This window comes from uncultured Haliea sp. (assembly GCF_963973825.1).
Classification (GTDB): Bacteria; Pseudomonadota; Gammaproteobacteria; order Pseudomonadales; family Halieaceae; genus Haliea.
Genome location: NZ_CAXBAE010000004.1, coordinates 181,840 through 200,333 on the forward strand (window position 1 = coordinate 181,840; position 18,494 = coordinate 200,333).

Annotated in this window: 11 protein-coding genes; 6 read left to right on the plus strand and 5 right to left on the minus strand. The window is 61.2% G+C overall.

Annotation, left to right across the window (positions count from 1 at the left end; translation table 11 throughout):
• Positions 1-13: 13 nt before the first annotated feature.
• The 4 genes from AACZ17_RS07215 to AACZ17_RS07230 form a co-directional block, all read right to left on the minus strand.
• A complete protein-coding gene (locus AACZ17_RS07215) occupies positions 14-664 on the minus strand; it encodes a hypothetical protein (protein WP_290743058.1) in 651 nt (216 codons plus the stop codon).
• Between the two features lie 330 nt (positions 665-994).
• Positions 995-3,019, minus strand: a complete 2,025-nt coding sequence (locus AACZ17_RS07220; protein ID WP_290743061.1) for a S8 family peptidase — start codon at positions 3,017-3,019, stop codon at positions 995-997.
• A 1-nt stretch (position 3,020) separates the two neighbouring features.
• Positions 3,021-4,862 (minus strand): EAL domain-containing protein, encoded by a 1,842-nt coding sequence (locus AACZ17_RS07225; RefSeq protein WP_290743064.1) that lies wholly within the window; start codon positions 4,860-4,862, stop codon positions 3,021-3,023.
• An 87-nt stretch (positions 4,863-4,949) separates the two neighbouring features.
• Positions 4,950-6,659, minus strand: coding sequence for a bifunctional diguanylate cyclase/phosphodiesterase (locus AACZ17_RS07230; RefSeq protein WP_290743067.1), 1,710 nt, complete (start codon positions 6,657-6,659; stop codon positions 4,950-4,952).
• Between the two features lie 250 nt (positions 6,660-6,909).
• Here AACZ17_RS07230 and nadA point away from each other — a divergent pair, with 250 nt between their 5' ends.
• A complete protein-coding gene (gene nadA, locus AACZ17_RS07235; protein WP_290743070.1) occupies positions 6,910-7,983 on the plus strand; it encodes a quinolinate synthase NadA in 1,074 nt (357 codons plus the stop codon).
• A gap of 1 nt (position 7,984) precedes the next feature.
• Here nadA and AACZ17_RS07240 read toward each other — a convergent pair whose 3' ends face one another.
• Positions 7,985-9,451 (minus strand): M48 family metalloprotease, encoded by a 1,467-nt coding sequence (locus tag AACZ17_RS07240; protein WP_290743073.1) that lies wholly within the window; start codon positions 9,449-9,451, stop codon positions 7,985-7,987.
• A 194-nt stretch (positions 9,452-9,645) separates the two neighbouring features.
• On the opposite strand from AACZ17_RS07240, the gene AACZ17_RS07245 reads away from it, so the two are divergent.
• From AACZ17_RS07245 to aceF, 5 genes are all read left to right on the plus strand, one after another.
• Positions 9,646-9,885: a sulfurtransferase TusA family protein gene (locus AACZ17_RS07245; protein ID WP_290743314.1), complete on the plus strand. Its 240-nt coding sequence runs from the start codon at positions 9,646-9,648 to the stop codon at positions 9,883-9,885.
• 18 nt (positions 9,886-9,903) lie between these two features.
• Entirely contained in the window at positions 9,904-10,980 is a 1,077-nt protein-coding gene (locus tag AACZ17_RS07250; protein ID WP_290743075.1) for an AI-2E family transporter, read from the plus strand.
• A 4-nt stretch (positions 10,981-10,984) separates the two neighbouring features.
• Positions 10,985-13,843, plus strand: a complete 2,859-nt coding sequence (locus tag AACZ17_RS07255; RefSeq protein WP_290743078.1) for an insulinase family protein — start codon at positions 10,985-10,987, stop codon at positions 13,841-13,843.
• Positions 13,844-14,096: 253 nt separating this feature from the next.
• A complete protein-coding gene (gene aceE, locus AACZ17_RS07260) occupies positions 14,097-16,748 on the plus strand; it encodes a pyruvate dehydrogenase (acetyl-transferring), homodimeric type (RefSeq protein WP_290743081.1) in 2,652 nt (883 codons plus the stop codon).
• A gap of 20 nt (positions 16,749-16,768) precedes the next feature.
• A complete protein-coding gene (aceF, locus tag AACZ17_RS07265; protein WP_290743085.1) occupies positions 16,769-18,433 on the plus strand; it encodes a dihydrolipoyllysine-residue acetyltransferase in 1,665 nt (554 codons plus the stop codon).
• Positions 18,434-18,494: the final 61 nt, after the last annotated feature.

Below are 18,494 nucleotides of genomic sequence, written 5' to 3' on the forward strand. Positions count from 1 at the left end.
GCCACACGGCCGCCTATCGAATACCCCACCGATATCCTGCCTGATCGGCGACGTTGCGGATGCCCCAGCGATAACCGGCCTGGTCGGCGACGTTGCGAATGCCCCAGCGATAACCGGCCTGGTCGGCGACGTAGCGGATGCCCCAGCGATAACCGGCCTGATCGGCGACATTGCGGATGCCCCAGCGGTAACCCGCCTGGTCAGCGACGTTGCGGATGCCCCAGCGATAACCGGCCTGGTCAGCGACGTTGCGGATGCCCCAGCGGTAGCCTGCCTGGTCAGCGACGTTGCGGATGCCCCAGCGGTATCCGGCATGGCTTACAACTCCGGCGCCAGAGTCGCTTGGGTCACCAGAAACGCTGGCGCTGCCAAGCGCAGCATCGGTTGATGGTTCCCTATCAGTACTCGCCCACTTAAAATTTGGGGTGCTCGCGGCTGCGGTTTCCCAGTGTGCTGAGTATGTTTGTTGGCTGACATTGGAATCTCCCCACTTGTAGCCGGGAGCGCGATATTCATACTGTTTTGCGATCGACGCAGGTATATCGGATACTTTCAGGGTGTTTTCTTCGGTATCCTGCAGGTTGCCTGCAAACGAGTAGCTGCTGAGAGTCATCGCGGCGAAAGCGCAAGCAGCGAAGGTTTTTGTAAGTCGCAATGACTTCATGTCGTTTCTCATAAAATCCTCTGCCTCATCGCGTGATACGGCCACCCTTGTGACCCAATTTCTTTAACCTGATCTCGTCCTTGAGAGGCACTTTGCATCGCGGGTTTGTGATGCTTAGGGACGTTATAGAGTTGGGGAAGAGGGGGTTGAAGAGGTTTCCATACCCTGTTTGGGGCAGCGGTTTCTTAAAGGAGCGCGGAAGGCGTCCGCTGATTCATAGTTGGCTTGAGGTAATTGGCTCTAAATGATTGAAAAACAATTAAAAAAATATGCGCGGTGAGGTGTTGCTCCGGGTTTGACCCATATGGGGTAGCGGGTCGAAATTGCGGGTTAGTTGCTGGAATTGACGTCCGCGTTGCGCGAGAGTTCTTCGATCTTTGCTTTCTCGGAAAAGTAGATTTCGAGCCAGTTTATCGGCAAGTTTTCTTCCGGTGGGAGGCCGTCTTTTCGCTCGATGTGGGCTTTAACGCCCCACCGCAAAGCGCTGGAAGGGGCGTCCTCCGTGGCATCGGGAGCGAGCATATGCTCGATACCCGGCAGCGTCGGCTGCCCGGCATCGTCAACTACAGCGGGGCCCTCGAAGTGCATTTCTCCGCTGATCTCACGAGCGAGGTCCAGCCCCGCATTGCCGCAGCCTGATATCCCCAGCGTCACCGCGCGTGTCGCGCTGACAGCGCCGCTACCCTGCTGGAAGGGGCTGTAGTAGAGGCGACCGTTCCTGTGTATGGCAGGTTCGGCGCTGCTCATCAGTTTGCATTTGATGTCATCGGGGCTCAGGTCGGGCTCGAGTTGGAGCAACAGGGCGGCAATACCGGAAACCAGTGCGCTGGCCTGTGATGTGCCGGTCATGACCAGCTCACCGGTGCTGATCATGTAGTTTGGGTGTTTCTGCGTCAGTGCGCTGCCCGGTTCTGCCAGGCCCGCTATGTGGCCCCCAGGCGCGACGACATCCGGTTTGATATGGCCGCTGGGCGTGGGGCCTCGCGACGAGAATCCAGGGATGTAGTCGTCGTTACGGTCGTCAACTGTCCAGGAGTCCGTGTAGGCGCCAACGGTGATGATGTAAGGGAGATTACCGGGGGAGCCGATGGTCATGGGTGCGGGACCTTCGTTCCCGGCCGCCGCGACAATGGTGATCCCTGCGGCCCAGGCGCGCATCAGCGCCTGATTAATGGGGTCAAGGAAATAAGGCCAGCGGGGGCGGGCGGCAAACGAAAGATTGAGCACCTTGATATCAAGGCGCTCCCGATTGTCGACAGCCCACTGAATGCCGCGGACGATGTCCAGAAAATCGCCTTGCCCTTCTTCATCGAAGGCTTTGATGGCGACCAGTCGAGCGTCCGGGGCAATCCCTTTATAGCTGCCATCCGGCTTACCATTTGTGAGCACTTGCTCACTGTGAGCGATAACGCTGCTCATGTGTGTGCCGTGTCCGCTGGCATCAGGCACGGGGTGGTCGGCGACATCACGGATTGCGTCGTAGCGGCCTGCAATGCGGTTCTCGCCGCGGGTATCTTTGGCGAGTGCCGGGTGCTCCCAGAGTCCCGAGTCGAGTACGGCAACGGTAACGCCGCGGCCGGTGATCCCGTGGCGGTGTAGTTCGGCTGCGCCTGAGACGCTCGGGAAGTACGTGTCCGAAAAGTAATCGGTGTACCCCGGGATCATCTTGAGTTTGCACTCCTCACCGAATTGAAGCGCCACACCGAAATGGTGTTGTTGCCAGCCCGCAGACCCTGCGTCCGCTTGCTGCGGGAATGCCACGGCCAATGTTGCAATGTCACCTGGCAGGGGTGCCGGAACACGCCCGTTAATTTCGCCCTGCGTATGCCAGGCGCCGTCGCCCTTCTGCGCGGGTGGCGGGAGCTTGAGCGGCGCCGCTCCCAGCTGTATCTGTGCGTCCGGCCCAAGCGCTCCGGGCCAGGAGAGTTGCACTTGCGTGAGTTGTTCAGCGGCCGCTCCGAGATTATGTATGTCCCATTCCAGCCTGTTGTCGCTGACGCGGGCCTCCAGTGCGCCACCCAGATGGCACTGGCCCGTGTCTGGCGGAGGAAGCGGCTCGGACATGTCCATCGACAGGTCGTCAATCAGTCGTAAAATCAGCGGTGAACTGCGAATCTGGTCCAGCTGTGCCGCGGTGACAGCGGCGCCCAGCGCCTGGATGATGGGAAGATCGTGGGTGACGGTGCCGCCGACGCCTTCCACCAATTGCCGCAGTTCCGTCACGTCAGTGCCCTGCAGCATAATCATCAGGGACGCATCGTCAGGGTTTTCGGCGTGGGCCGGTAATGCGAGCCACAGCAACGCGGCCAGGCTCAGTGGCAATTTCCTCAGTGACAGACGCATCTGTGCTGTCAATCTATTGTCCCGAGGCGAGTTGCTCGGAAAAATTGTGGCGCAGCAGGTTGGGTACTTCCTCCGGATAAACCGGCACGGAAAAATAGTAGCCTTGCAGCAGGTCACACTTCTTGTCGACGAGGTAGCGCATCTGTTCTGCCGTTTCTATGCCCTCGGCGATCACACGCAGGTTGAGGGTGCGCGACAAGGCCAGGATGGCATCAATGATGGCGGCGCCATCGGGGCTGCCGAGGTCTGCGATAAAGCTCTGGTCGATCTTCAGCGTGTCGATCGGAAAGCGCTTGAGGTAGCTCAGTGAGGAGTAGCCAGTGCCAAAGTCGTCGACCGCGAGGTCCAGACCAATGGCCTTCAACTCCTTGAGTTTGACAATGTTGGCCTCCGCATCTGTCATGATGGCGCCTTCGGTGAGCTCCAGCTCCAGCCTGTGCGGCAGCATCTTCGACTTCTCCAGAAAGCCGCGTACAAACCGGGACAGGCCGCTCTGGTTAAACTGCAGGGGGGAAATATTGACGCTCACGCGGAAGGCCGGCAGTCCCAGGCTATCCCAGTACTGGCAGTCTTTTGCGACCTGGGTCATGACCCATTCCCCCAGCTCTATGATCTGCCCTGTGCGCTCCGCAACGGGGATGAACTCCGCTGGCGATACCATGCCGCGCAATGGGTGCTTCCAGCGCACCAGCGCCTCGAGGCTGACGACGTTGCCCGTGGCGACTTCGACCTGGGGCTGGTAGCGCAGCTCGAGTTCACCCGCCTGCATCCCGTGACGCAGCTCTTCTTCCATCTTGAGCTGCTCTACGGCCTTGGCGTTCATCTCTTCGTTGTAGAAGCGGAAGCAGGCTCGTCCCTCGGCCTTCGCCACGTACATGGCGGTATCGGCATTGCGGATCAGGCTGTCGGGGTCCTCCCCATCAGTCGGGTAAATGGCGATGCCGATACTGGGCGTAACAACCGGGTTGTGCGATTGCAGTGCGATGGGCTGCGACAGGCTTTCGAGAATGCGCCGCGCAATGCTCTCCACATGCTGGGTATCGGGTACGTCGGAGAGTACGACGGTGAACTCGTCACCCCCCAATCTGGCGATTTCCGCGCTGCCATCGCCGCTCGCATCGTCGTCTTCATCGTCATCACTGAAGAAGTTGATGGCGTCATCCTGTCGTAGCTCCAGTGTAAGGCGCTTGGCGATCTCTACCAGCAGCCTGTCACCCCGGCCGTGGCCGATGGAGTCGTTGATCCGTTTGAAGTTGTCCAGGTCGATAAAGAGCAGTGCAGCGTAGGACTTGCGACGTTGGCTGCGCTTCAGAATGCGCACCAGCTGTTCATTGAAATTGCGGCGGTTTGGCAGGTTCGTCAGCGGGTCGTAGTAGGCCAGATAACGCAACCGGTCTTCCTGGCGACGCAGGGCGTTGAAGGCCTGGCTGGCACGCAGCATGTACTGTACATCCCTGCCCAGCAGGGACCAGTTTACCGGCTTGGTTTTGTACTGGGTGGCGCCGGCGTCAAAGCCCAGGTCGATGGAGTCCCGATCGTCGGAGCCCGTGACGATCATGATGGGGATGGACTCCCCCTGGGGCATCTCGCGAATAAGCTTGCAGACTTCAAGCCCCGACATGCCCGGCATTTCGACATCCAGGAATACCAGGTCTGGCCGTTCAGACGAAAACAGCTCCAGCGCCTCTGGGCCACTGCTGGCCTCGATGACAATCATGTCCTCGGCTTCCAGGCACTGCCGTGTCAATAAACGCACAATCTGGTCATCATCACAGACCAGGATTTTTGCGCGTAGCGGGTGTGAACTGGACTGTGGCATCAGTACGTTATGCGCGGCAACCTGAAGATCGGTCAAGGCTACCACTCCGTGTCGCTACCGCATAGGCTTCTTTGTCCAAGGCGCCGATGCAAGGCTGCGTATCGCGGGCCCTGTTACAAAATGTCAGGATGATATGCGCTCCCGCTGCTTGAAGCGCTGCTCCTGTACGAAGCGCGGCAGCTGCTGCAGTGGAATGGCTTTGCTGTAGTAGAAGCCCTGAACCTGCTCGCAATTCTGGCCGCGCAGGAAGCTGACCTGCTCGTGATTCTCAACGCCCTCTGCGATTACTTCGATTTCCAGGCGTCGGGCCATTTCTATGATCAGGCTGCACACCGCCGCCTGCTGCGGGTTATGAGGCAGGTCCCTCACGAAAGCTGCGTCGACCTTGATGGCGGAGATGGGTAGCTCGGTGAGGTGGGTGAGTTGAGAGAAACCGGTGCCGAAGTCGTCCAGCGAAAAACGGATGCCCATCTGCATCAGTTCGTGCATGCGTGCCTTGATGGCAGAGGGATCTTTCAGGATGGTGGTTTCTGTCAGTTCGAATTCCAGGCGAGCGGGATTTGCACCCGTGCGCTGCAGAATGTCTTTCACCGCAGTGATGAACCGATCGTCCTGAATCTGCGAGAACGAAATATTGACCGCCACCACAACGTCATGCATCTGCTGGTCACCCAGCCAATTGAGGGCGCAGCAGGCGTGCTGTATGACCTGATAACCGATGGTTTTCATCAGGCCCATGTCTTCACATTCGGCGATGAATTCACCGGGACAGATCAGGCCGCGTTGCGGATGATTCCAGCGCAGCAGGGCTTCCAGCCCCGCCAGCTGCCCGCGCTCAAGGTTCATGCGCGGCTGATAATGCAGCTCGAACTGGTTGTGCCGCGCCGCCAGGCGCAATTCGGCAGCGAGCGTGCTGGTGCCCTGCATATCAAATTGCAGGTGATCGCTGTAAGCCACGAAGCGGCAGCCGCTGATCGTCTTGGCCTGCAGCATGGCACTGCGTGCATGGTCCATGAGCTCGCTCATACTGGAGGCATCGTCCGGGTAGAGCGCACCGCCAATACTCGCGTCTATGGCCACGTGCTGGCCCTCGAGGTAGTAGGGTGCCGCAATGGCCTGCAGCATCTTGTCTGCAATGCGTGCCATGTCGGCGGGCGTGCCTACATCCTCGAGTATCACCGCAAACTCGTCTCCGCCGAGGCGAGCGATACTGTCACTGCTACGCAGCTTGCTCAGCATGCGCTGGCTCAACGCCTGGATAACCGCGTCCCCATTCTGTTCACCGTAGTGATCATTGATGTTGGTGAACTGGTCGACATTGAGGTAGAGCAGGGCCGTCTTGAAGCGGTAGCGCTGCGAGCGCTGCATGGCGCGTTCGAGGTGAGCGCGAAAGCCGGCCCGGTTGAGTGTGCCGGTGAGGGTATCGCGGTTGGACAGTTCGCTGATGGTGCTGCGGGCCTGTTTCAGCTCGATGCTGTAGTCGAGCAGTCGGTGCAGCATGGGATCTTGCAGTTGCCCGCGCACCAGGTAGTCCTGTGCGCCGCTGTCCCGCAGCTGGCGTAACTGCTCGCTGTCCGGCACGCTGTCGCGCAGAAGAATGATGGGCAGGGACGGTACGTGTTTCTGTGCCAGGCGCAGCAGGTAGTCGGTTTCGGGCCCTGCGGCGAGGATGACGGCCTCTATCGCAGGGTCTGTCAGCGTATCCAGCGGGCGCTCAAGGGAGGTGCTGCTGCTCAACCGGAATCGGCGGGGCTCGGCGCGGTCCAGGCAGTCTGCCAGGATCAGATGGTCTGTTTTGTTGGCTGAAATCGCCAGAATCGTTCGCAGATCCACAGGCTCCCCGCATCATCCTTATATCGCCGCCTTCGGGCTCGCGCCCCACCGGCGTGGTTATATCGCTGCTTATTCTATATTTAACATGAGGTTATACGTAGTATGTGAGAGAAATTCTAGTAATTTTTCGCAAACACCGACGCATTCACATTTTTTTCCGGCGAAGAGGTCCGCAGTGCCGACCTTGCACGCGGCGACATCCGCTTGAATTGTGCTAGAATCCTCCGCCTTTTCGCACGACGGGCCGATCATGAGCATTGCCTCCGACAAGCTGGAATCCATCCGCAAGCAGGTTCAGGTTCATCTGGATAATGCTCAGCGGCACGAGCTGAGCCCCGAGCAGGAGCGCGAGCTGTGCGCGCGCATTGGCGAGCGTCTGCGCGCGGAAAATGCGGTGATTGTTGCGCATTACTACACCGCCCCGGCGATTCAGGCGCTGGCCGAGGCGACCGGTGGCTGCGTGTCGGATTCTCTGGAAATGGCGCGCTTTGGGCACGATCACCCGGCGACCACGCTGATTGTGGCCGGGGTACGTTTTATGGGGGAAACCGCGAAAATCCTCACCCCCGAAAAGCGTGTGCTGATGCCCACGCTTGAGGCGACCTGCTCCCTGGATCTCGGTTGTCCGATCGAGGAATTTTCAGCCTTCTGTGATGCGCATCCAGACCGCGAGGTGGTGGTGTATGCCAATACCTCGGCGGCGGTAAAGGCGCGCGCGGACTGGGTAGTAACCTCGAGCATTGCCCTGGATGTGGCCGAGCACCTGGCGGCGCAGGGCAAGAAGATCATCTGGGCCCCGGACAAACACCTTGGGGACTATGTGCGCCGCCAGAGCGGTGCCGACATCCTCATGTGGGACGGCGCCTGTATTGTGCATGAGGAATTCAAGGCCCGCGGGATAGCCGATCTGAAACGGGTCTATCCGGACGCCGCGGTGCTGGTGCACCCCGAGTCGCCTGCGGCGGTTCTCGAACTGGCCGATCGGGTCGGTTCGACCACGCAGATCATCCGCGCCGCCAGGGAGATGCCGAACCCCCGTTTTATCGTCGCCACGGACCAGGGCATCTTCTACAAGCTGCAACAGCAGGCACCGGACAAGGAATTCATTATCGCCCCGACGGCGGGCAATGGCGCTACCTGTCGCAGCTGCGCCAATTGCCCCTGGATGGCAATGAACGAACTGGAAGCGCTGGATCAGGTGTTTGAACGCGGCGGCAACGAGGTATTCGTCGACCCGGTCGTAGGGCAGCAAGCCATGGTGCCGTTGCGCCGCATGCTCGATTTTGCCGCCAATCTCAACAAGAGCGTGCTGGGTCGCGCCTGATTCAGATATCCATGCGTTCGCGCAAGGTGTTGATATCGCTCAGGCGCTCGTTGATGCGCGCAGCCGCGACGTGGTTTGAGCCCACCAGCTTCAGTGCATAGCTCAACTGTTTCTCAGCCTCACCCAGGTTGCCCGTAAGGATGAAATATTCGGCGCGAGATTGATGCAGGCCGACAATATTTCCTGACAGGCCCTGAACCTCGGCCAGCAGATACCAGAGTGCGGGGTCCTCGGGCCGGACCTTGCTCTGCTCCAGCAGCACAGCCTCCGAAATATGCGGTTTGCGGTCTTGCATCAGAGCCCGCGCATACGCCATCGCCAGCGGGTGGCTGCCGGGAGAGAGCTTCAGCTCATGCTCCAGCAGCTCTGCCGCCTTACCCGGCTCGCCGCGCGTCATGAGGATGTCTGCATTGGCCAGCTTGTACTCGAGGCGTTCCGGGTTGCTGGACCAGATGCTGTCCAGTTCCAGTGCGGCCTGATCCACCCGGCCCGCCTCCGTCAGCGCCAGAACCAGGCCGTAGGTGGATGCCTCGCGTGAGCGCGTATTGCCATCCAGCTCACCGCGAAACTGCTGTATCGCGGCCTCCGGTGTTGCGGCGAGGTGGTTGGCAACCCGGGCGCGCATCAACTGGTATTGCAGGTCATCCCGGTTCGCCGGGCTGGCGTACTGGCGCGCCCGGTTGCGGGTGTCGGCAATGCGGTTTTCCGAAAGGGGGTGGGTGCGCAGGAACTCGGGGATGCGGTTGCCGCTGGCGTAGCGCGAGGCCTGCAGCATGCGCTCGAACATGGCCGGTGTTGCATGCGGGTCGAGGCCGGCCGCAACCAGCGTCTGCATCCCTACACGGTCGGCTTCCGCCTCGTTGCTGCGGCTGTAACGCAATGCCGAATCCTGGGCTGCCGCCTGGGCCGCAGACAGTGCGGCCATGCCCGCATCGCCGCCGGCCGTGGCCAGCAACACGAAGCCCGCCAGCATGGCGGCCAGGTTCAGCGGCTGCTGATTGCGCTGGAACTCCACACGGCGCGAGAAGTGACGCTGGCTCAGGTGCGCGATTTCATGTGCCAGCACCGAGGCCAGTTCGTCTTCCGTCTGGGCATACATCAGCAGGCCGTTGTGCACGCCGATCACGCCCCCGGGGACGGCAAACGCGTTGATAGTCGGGTTGTCGACCAGCACCAGGTCGATGCGCCGGTCCTCCAGCTGACTGTGTATGACCAGACGGTAGATCAGGTCTTCGAGGTAGTCGAACAGCAGCGGGTCGTCCATGGTGGCCGCCTGGCTGCGGAAAATCTTCAGCCAGGTACGCCCCAGCTGATACTCGTATTCGGCGGAGAACAGGCTGGTGCTGGACTCGCCCAGATTGGGCAGCTTTAGCCCTTCCACAGCCTGTGTCGAAGCCGCAGCCAGGGGCAGCAGTGTCGCCAGCAGGGCGGCGTGCAGCAGGGTCGGTCTGAAACGTCGGAGCAGCATACGCTCTATACATACCACGTGTAATGACAGCCGCGCGGGCCAACGGCATTCCCTGTATTGTACGTGAACGGCGCACGGGCGGCCCAGCACAGTAACAGTCCCTGTGATGATCGTTTTACAGAAAAGTTCAGCGCTGTTGGGGTGTATCGGATGAATGGATATACTGCGCGGCGAACCAACCCGGCAGGTGAATGATGCAGAAGGCAAGGGACGCAGTGGTGGAGGTCGATGCGCAGGGGCTTGATTGCCCGATGCCGCTGCTGCTGGCGAAGAGGGCGCTTAACGGGATGGAGGCCGGGGCATGTTTGCGGGTTCTCGCGACTGACCGCGGTTCTCTGCGCGACTTCCGGGTATTCGCGGAGCAGTCCGGCCACGCGCTGCTGGCCTCCGACGAGCACGATGGCATTTATTCCTATCTGCTGAAAAAGCGGTAGGCAACGGGAAGCGGCAGCATGCTGGATATTTTCAATAAGTGGTACAAGCGCTACCTGTTCGAGGAAGAGTCGGTGCTTCTGCTGGTGCTGCTCGTCGTCGCGGTAGCGTTGCTGATGACGATCGGCGACATCCTCGCGCCGGTCGTGGCCTCCATTGTACTCGCCTATCTCATGCAGGGTCTTGCGGGGCGGCTGGAGCAGCGCGGCTTACCGGGCTGGGTGGGCGTAAGCGTGGCCTATACCCTGTTCGTCGGTATTTTCTTCGGTGTGACGCTCGGTCTGCTGCCTCTGGTCTGGCGTCAGCTGGTGGCGCTGGCCTCGGAAATGCCGCGTATGTTGGAGCAGGGCCGGCAGCTGCTGACCCTGCTGCCCGGTCGCTATCCGGATGTCGTCAGCCAGCAGCAGATCAATCAGATGGTGGCGCTGGCGCAGGCAGAGCTGGGCGGTCTCGGTCAGCAGGTGGTGACGCGGTCGCTGGCGACCATCCCCAGTATTCTCACCTTGCTGGTCTACATGATCCTGATTCCCATCCTTGTCTTCTTCTTTCTCAAGGATCGGCAGCAGATCCTGAGCTGGCTGGCCACCTTTCTGCCCAGCGAGCGCCCCTTGCTGCGGCGTATCTGGTCGGAGATGGACACCCAGGTTGCCAACTATGCGCGAGGCAAGGTGCTGGAGATCCTGATCGTCGGGTCAGTCAGCTATGTATGCTTTACCTTCCTGCAGCTCAATTACGCGGCCCTGCTGGCCCTGTGCGTCGGCCTGTCGGTGATCATCCCCTACCTGGGTGCCGCGCTTGTGACGCTGCCGGTACTGCTGGTGGGTTTTTTCCAGTGGGGGTTCACCAGTGAATTTTACTGGCTGATGGCGGTCTATTTTGTCATCCAGGGTCTGGACGGCAATGTTCTGGTGCCCCTGCTGTTCTCCGAGGCCGTGAACCTGCATCCGGTGGCCATCATTCTCGCCGTGTTGTTTTTTGGCGGTATCTGGGGAGTGTGGGGCGTTTTCTTTGCCATTCCCCTGGCAACCCTGATCAAGGCAGTGATCAATGCCTGGCCCACGCCCATGGAGGGCGATAACCAACGCAGTCTGGAGTAAGTTCATGCAAGCAACCCGGTTTGGACAGTGGCATCGATCACTGGCCCTGTTTACTGTGCTCGCCCTGCTGGCCGCCTGTGCCAGCCTACCCCCGGCGCAGCCACAGCCGGTCAAGAGTCCCAATGACGACTACGCCTACCGCTACCTCACACTCCCCAACCAGCTCGAGGTGCTGCTCATTTCAGACCCGGATGCGCCGAAGGCCGCGGCCGCCCTCGATGTGCTGGTAGGCAGCGGGGATAACCCGCCCGGACGCGAGGGCCTGGCGCACTTCCTCGAGCACATGCTGTTTCTCGGCACCGACAAATACCCGGAAGCGGGGGATTATCAGCAGTACATTGACCAGCACGGTGGCAGCCACAACGCCTACACCAGCTTTGAGCACACCAATTATTTCTTTGATATCCAGGCAGCGTATTTACCCGGCGCACTGGACCGATTTGCCCAGTTCTTCATCGCCCCACGCTTTGACGCTGTCTATGTCGAGCGCGAGATGAATGCGGTCGAGGCGGAATACCAGATGGGGCTGCGCAGTGACTCGCGGCGAGGTCTGGATGTGCTGCAGGACGTAATGAACCCGGCGCATCCCTTCAGCCAGTTCACAGTGGGCAGCCTGCAAACCCTAGCGGACACGCCGGAACAGCCGATCCGCGAAGATCTGCTGCGTTTCTACGAACAGCACTACTCGGCTGACAAGATGCGCCTGGTGGTGTTTGGTGCCGAGTCGCTTGAACAGCTGGAAGCGCTGGTGACGCCGCTGTTCAGCGCTGTCCCCAACCGTGAGGTGGAGGTGACGGATATTCCCGAACCACTTTTCACACCAGAGAGCCTGCCCATGCTGGTGCAGGTCCAGCCACAGGCGACCCTGCGCCAGCTTGAAGTGTCGTTTCCGGTAGCGGACTACCGCGCTGACTATCGCAGCAACCCCCTTGCCTACCTCGGCAACCTGGTCGGGCACGAGGGGGCGGGCAGTCTGTTGTCCCAGCTCAAGGCAGAGGGCCTGGCGGAGACGCTGGCGGCAGGCTCGGGGCTGGGCTGGCGTGGCGGCGCCTTGTTCAGTATCAGTATCGGCTTGACGGAAGCGGGACTCGCCGGGCAGGACAGGGTATTGCAACTGCTGTTTGCTTACCTCGATCTGCTGCGTGCCGAAGGCCCCCAACAGTGGTTGTACGACGAGCAGTCCCGCCTGGCCGACCTGCAGTTCCGCTTTCGCGAGCAGGCGAACCCGGTGAACTATGTCAGCGCGCTGGCCAGCGGCATGCACGATTACGCGCCCGAAGACATCCTTCGCGGTGGCAGCCTGATGAGCGAGTATGCGCCAGCGCTGATCGAGGAGCTGCTGGCTGCGGTGGTGCCGGAGAACGCACTGGTGACCATCAGCCACGCCTCGGTCCCGGTCGACAGGGTAAGCCCCCACTACGAGGTGCCCTACAGCGTGCAGACCGTGAGCGCCGAGCAGCTTGCACGCTGGACTGCGCCGGTGGGCGATACCGCATTGGCCTTGCCCGCCCCGAATGAGTTTATTGCCGAAGACGTCACGCTGGTGAGCGAGGACCCGGTTGCGCAGACACCGTTGCGTACCCTGGAAACGCCGCGCCAGACCGTTTGGTTCGGTCAGGATACGGAGTTTGGTGTGCCTCGCGGGGCCCTGTACATCAACTTCCGCTCGCCGCATGTGGGAGAGACTCCCGAGCAGGCGGCTGCGGCCTTGTTGTATACCGCGCTGTTGAAAGATGCCGTCAACGAGTTCACCTATCCTGCGTTGTTGGCGGGGCTGAATTTCGATGTCTACAAGCATGCGCAGGGTATCAGCCTGCGTATCAGCGGCTATGACGACAAACAGCAGCGTCTGCTGGATCGCCTGCTGGTCGCGATCGATGAGGCCAGTTTCAGTGATCAGCGCTTCGACAACATCCGCGCTGACATGGTGCGCGGACTGAAGAACTCCGTGGCCAAGCGGCCTAGCAGCCAGGTGATCGACGATGCCCGCGAGGCATTGTTGCACGGTGAGTGGGGTGAGCAGCCGCTGATTGATGCACTGGAGGCAATCAGCCTGTCCGGCCTGAACGCCTGGGTTCAGGATTTCTGGGGTGAGGCAACGGCGGAAACCCTGCTCTACGGTAACTACACGGCGGACAAGGTGCCGGCTGTGGCCGAGCGTGTGAACACGCTGCTGGCCCCCGGGGAGCCCCTCGCCATGCCACCGCTGCAGGTGACCCGTCTGGAGCCCGGGACTGCCCTGAAGTATGTGGTGGAAGTGCCCCATGACGACGCGGTGGTGGGATGGTACCTGCAGGGAGCGGGGGATACCTGGAGCGACAGGGCGGCAACGGCTTTGACCGCGCACGTTATCAAGACGGGTTTCTACCAGCAGCTGCGCACTGAGCAGCAGCTGGGCTACGTGGTCAGCGCCTTTGCCTGGCCGCAGCTGGACGTGCCGGGGTTGATGATGCTTATCCAGTCGCCCAATACGCCCGCGCCCGCCATTGTCGAGGCGATGGATCGCTATCTGGACGGCGTCGACGCCAGTCTTGATGAGGCGCAGTTCCTGCGCTACCGCGACTCCCTGGTCGGTGAGATCCTCCGCCCCGACAAGAACCTGTGGGAGCGGGCGGAGTTCTACTGGCAGTCGATCGCCAAGCGCGAAACGGCATTTGACAGCCGCCAGCAGCTCGCCGAGGCGGTGCAATCCATGGCGCTCGATGACTGGCGCCGCTACTTCGACGCGGTGTTCATGCAGCAGCGGCGGTCCCTGCTGGTGGTTGCTCCGGGCAAAGCGGCAGCCGTTCCGGGTGGTTATGGTGAGTCGGTTGAGTCGGCGGCGGCGGTGAAGGCGCGTATGGGGGGCTACACCATCCAGTAGCATTGCCGTCTGCGCGGCCTCTGTGGCATGAAAGTGTCGAATAAGGTTCCATAAAAGAACTGTATGTTTGTCACAGCGGGTATGTGTGGTGTACTGTGCTACCCCGTACGTGAGGCGCGCGCAGGCAAAAGCAGGTAATTTCTGAGGTTACCGGCTATACTCAGCCCTGTGTTGTGAGTGCATATAAGGTTCTATTTAAGAACTAATAAAGCTGCGTACGCACAAGCCACCCCGCTTGAGGAGTTTAAGCCGCATGACCGAAGACAAGGACCCGATCGAAACACGGGAATGGATGGACGCGCTGGACGCGGTCAGCAAATACAGTGGGCCGGAGCGCGCCGCTGAGTTGCTTATCGAGCTTGCCAAGCACGCCACCGAGACCGGCGTGCGTTTGCCGACGGCGATTACCACACCGTTCCGGAATACCATCGCACCGCGCGATGAAAAGCTGATGCCCGGCGACCTGTTCATGGAACGTCGCATCCGGTCTCTGGTGCGCTGGAACGCACTGGCCATGGTGATGCGCGCCAACGACAACGACGAGGGGCTGGGTGGTCACATCTCCTCGTTTTCCTCCAGCGCTACCCTGTACGATGTGGGCTTCAACTATTTCTTCCGCGGCAACGAGAACGGGCATCCCGGTGATCTTGTGTTCTACCAGGGACACAGTGCCCCCGGCATGTATGCCCGCTCCTACCTGGAAGGCCGGCTGACCGAAGAGCAGTTGGATAACTTCCGCCGCGAAGTCGATGGCAATGGCCTGTCCTCCTACCCACACCCCTGGCTGATGCCCGATTATTGGCAATTCCCCACGGTGTCCATGGGGCTGGGGCCCATTCAGGCCATCTACCAGGCCCACGTGATGAAGTATCAGCAGAGCCGCGGGCTTGTCGATCATGGCGATCGCAACGTGTGGTGTTTCCTCGGCGATGGAGAGTGCGACGAGCCGGAGTCACTGGGTGCCATTTCCATGGCCGGGCGGGAGCGCCTCGGCAATCTGATTTTCGTGGTCAACTGCAATCTGCAGCGGCTGGATGGTCCGGTGCGCGGCAACGGCAAGATCATTCAGGAACTGGAGGGCGTGTTCCGCGGTGCGGGCTGGGACGTGCTCAAGGTGATTTGGGGGCGCAAGTGGGACCCGCTGCTGGAGAAAGACGACAGCGGCCTGCTGCAGCAGCGCATGGACGAGGTCTGCGATGGTGAGCTGCAGAACTACAAGTACAACGGTGGCGCCTACACCCGTGAGCATTTCTTCGGCAAGTACCCGGAGACCCTGAAGCTGGTCGAGGACTTGTCGGACGACGACATCATGTACCTCAACCGTGGCGGCCACGACCCCTACAAGCTTTACGCGGCCTATGCCCAGGCGGTCGCGCAGCACGAACGTCCCACAGTGATTCTGGCGATGACCGTCAAAGGCTACGGCACGGGCGAGTCGGGCGAAGCCAATAACGAGACCCACTCGCTGAAGAAGCTCGATCTCGACAGCCTGAAGGCATTCCGCGATCGCTTCGGCATTCCCATATCGGATTCCGAGCTCAAGGATGTGCCGTATTACCGGCCAGCACCGGACAGCCCGGAAATGCGCTACATGATGCAGCGGCGGGAAGAGCTGGGTGGGTTGATTCCTGCTCGGCGCAAGGAGCTTGAGCTGCTGGAGACGCCGCCGCTCAGTGCCTTCGACAACCAGCTCAAGGGTAGCGGCAAGCGGGAAATCTCCACCACGATGGCGTTCGTGCGCCTGCTCTCAACCCTGGTCAAGGACAAGCATATTGGCGAGCGCGTGGTGCCCATCGTACCCGATGAGGCCCGCACCTTCGGTATGGAAGGCATGTTCCGCCAACTGGGCATCTATTCTTCCGTTGGCCAGCGTTACACGCCGCAGGACGCCGGGCAAATCATGTTCTACAAGGAAGACCAGAAGGGACAGATCCTGGAGGAGGGCATCAACGAAGCCGGTGCCTTCTCCGCCTGGATCGCGGCGGCGACCTCCTACAGCACCAGCGGCTATCCGATGGTGCCGTTCTACATCTTCTACTCCATGTTCGGTTTCCAGCGTATTGGCGATCTGGCCTGGGCGGCTGGCGACAGCCAGGCGCGGGGGTTTCTGATCGGTGCCACGGCGGGCCGCACCACGCTCAACGGGGAGGGACTGCAACACCAGGACGGCCACAGCCACATCCTGGCCAGCACCATCCCCAATTGCGTCAGCTACGACCCTGCCTACGCCTACGAGCTGGCCGTCATCATCCAGGACGGTTTGCGCCGCATGTACCAGGAAGGTGAGAACAAGTTCTATTACATCACCACCATGAACGAGAACTACCAGCAGCCAGAGATGCCCCAGGGAGTGGAGGAAGGCATTGTGCGCGGCATCTACGCCCTGCGGCGCTCGACGCGCAAGAAGGGTCCGCGCGTGCAACTCATGGGCGCCGGCACCATATTGCGGGAAGTCGAGGCGGCTGCGGCCATCCTGGAGCAGGACTACGGTGTGGCAGCGGATGTGTGGAGCCTGACGAGCATCAACGAGCTGCAGCGCGAGGGCAAGAGTGTGGCGCGCTGGAACCTGCTGCACCCGGAGGACGAGCCGCGCGTGCCCTACCTGACCGAGCAGCTGGAGGGGCATGAGGGGCCCGTCATTGCGGCGACTGACTACATGAAAGCCCATGCAGAGCAGCTGCGCCAGTTCATTCCCCGCCGCTATGCGGTGTTGGGTACGGATGGTTACGGTCGCAGTGACACCCGCGAGCGCCTGCGACGGTTCTTCGAGGTGAGTCGGGAGTTCGTGGTGCTGGCGGCCCTCAAGGCACTGGTGGATGACGGTGCGCTGAAGGCGACTGTGGTGGTCGAAGCCATGCAGGCCCTGGGCATCTCCCCGGACAAAGTCGATCCCACCACCCTTTAACGGTACAGGAAACGAGGCGCATGGCTAAGCAACAGATAACAGTACCGGATATCGGCGGCGCAGAGGGCGCAGAGGTCATCGAACTGCTGGTCGCGGCAGGGGACCAGATTGAGCTGGAACAGGGCTTGCTGGTACTCGAATCGGACAAGGCCTCCATGGAGATTCCCTCCACGCTGGCCGGTAAGGTTCTGCAGGTTCTGGTGAAGGTAGGTGATGAGCTTGCCGAGGGGCACCCGATTGTCGTTGTGGAAACCGGGGACGAGACAGAGGCCGAGCCCGAACCCGAACCCGAATCCAGCCCCGATACGGCAGAGCCCGAGGGCGAGTCTCCCGCCAGGGAGACCGCGCAGGGCGCCAAGGCTGAGCCGGCTTCCGAGCAGGCGTCGCCGGACAGCGGTGCGCCCAGCGAGGTCACCGTCGAGGTGCCCGACATTGGCACCGAGGATGCAGTCGATGTCATTGAGCTCTGTGTAAAGCCCGGGGACGAGGTCGCCGAGGGCGACTCACTGGTGGTGCTGGAGTCCGACAAGGCCTCTATGGAGGTGCCATCCCCGCGCGCCGGCAAGGTGATCCGCATGCTGGTCAAAGAGGGTGCGGCGGTGCGTGAGGGCGATCCGCTGGTACTGCTGGAGAGCGCCCGCGATGAGTCGGTCGAGCCGAGCTCGGGCGGCGATAGTCCTGCGGCCAGCGCGGAGTCGACCCCGGTTAATGAGGCCGCGGTGCAAGCACCCGCGACACCGGCAGCGGCCACCAGCCAGCCAGCGGCCCGAGACAGTGATGACGCGCTGGTGTACGCGGGCCCCGCGGTGCGCAAGCTGGCCCGTGAACTCGGCGTTGACCTGGCGAAAGTGACAGGTTCCGGGCCCCGTGAGCGGGTGCTCAAGGAGGATGTGCAGGGATTCGTGCAGCGCGCCTTGAGTGGCAAGGCGCCCGTCGCCGCTGTCGGAGCCGGCTTGCCGACCGTCCCGGATGTCGACTTCAGCGCCTTCGGTGCTATCGAAACCGTGCCGCGTACCAAGCTCGACAAGCTCACGGCCGCCAATATGCAGCGCAGTTGGTTGAATGTGCCGCATGTCACCCAGTTCGACGACGCAGACATCACCGACCTGGAAGCGTTTCGCAAGAGCATGAAGGAGGAGGCCGAACAGCGTGGCACGCGGCTTACACCGATGCCCTTCCTGCTCAAGGCCTGCGCCACTGCTCTGCGCGACAACCCGAAGTTCAACGCCTCGGTGACAGCCGATGGTGAGAATCTGGTCTACAAGCACTATGTGCACATCGGCATGGCGGTGGATACACCGGTAGGGCTTATGGTGCCGGTGATACGCGATGTGGATCGCAAGTCCATCTGGGAACTCGCGGAAGAGGTAGTGGAACTGGCGGAAAAGGCGCGAGAGCGCAAGCTCAAGCCTGCCGAGATGCAGGGCGGCTGCTTCACGATTTCCAGCCTGGGCAATATCGGTGGCAATGGCTTCTCCCCGATTGTGAACACCCCGGAGGTGGGGATCCTGGGCGTGTCCCGCGCGGCGGTGAAACCGGTGTGGGACGGCAAGGCGTTCCAGCCGCGCACGCTGCTGCCGCTGTCACTGTCCTACGATCATCGCGTCATCAATGGCGGTGATGCCGGCCGTTTCTGCACACAACTGGTGACGCTGCTGGGGGATATACGCAGGTTATTGTTCTAGCGCGTCGCGCCGGTTGGCACGGAGCCTGCTAGGACTGTCAGCAGGCGAATGTGAACGCGAC